Source organism: Colwellia ponticola, assembly GCF_005885605.1.
Lineage (GTDB): Bacteria > Pseudomonadota > Gammaproteobacteria > Enterobacterales > Alteromonadaceae > Colwellia > Colwellia ponticola.
Genome location: NZ_SZVP01000179.1, coordinates 1 through 426, shown reverse-complemented (window position 1 = coordinate 426; position 426 = coordinate 1). Strand labels below are relative to the sequence as shown.

Here is a 426-nt window from a genome sequence, read left to right as displayed (position 1 = left end):
GAAGACATGCCCGACCCTGTCGCGCGCGCCATCGGCCAGTTGCTTGACCACCTGCAAGCGGTGGACGGCAAGCTGGACGGTATGTGCGGCGCGCTGAAGGAATTGGGCAGCAGCTACTGTGCGAAAGACCTGCCTGAGCTGCGCGAAGAGGACTTCGCCGAGATCAAGAGTGAGCCCGCCACCAAAGCTGGCTGAGATCTCACATTTGCTGCTAGGCCCATGTGGGAGGCTTGCCCCCCCCCCGATGGCCATCTGTCAGTCACCCAATATATTGACTGATCCACCGCTATCGGGGGCAAGCCCCCTCCCACATGTGATCTCCATTGGTCTCGATATCGAGCCATCGCCGCGCTGCCGCTGTTCGTCCTCGCCCCGTCCTGCTATGATTCGCGCGCCCTTTTTACGGGTAATCCTGACTAAAGTACT

At 60.3% G+C, this 426-nt stretch carries 1 pseudogene; it reads left to right on the top strand.

Annotation, left to right across the window (positions count from 1 at the left end):
* Positions 1–195: pseudogene (locus tag FCS21_RS16440) on the top strand (serine O-acetyltransferase); the annotation flags it as partial.
* Positions 196–426: the final 231 nt, after the last annotated feature.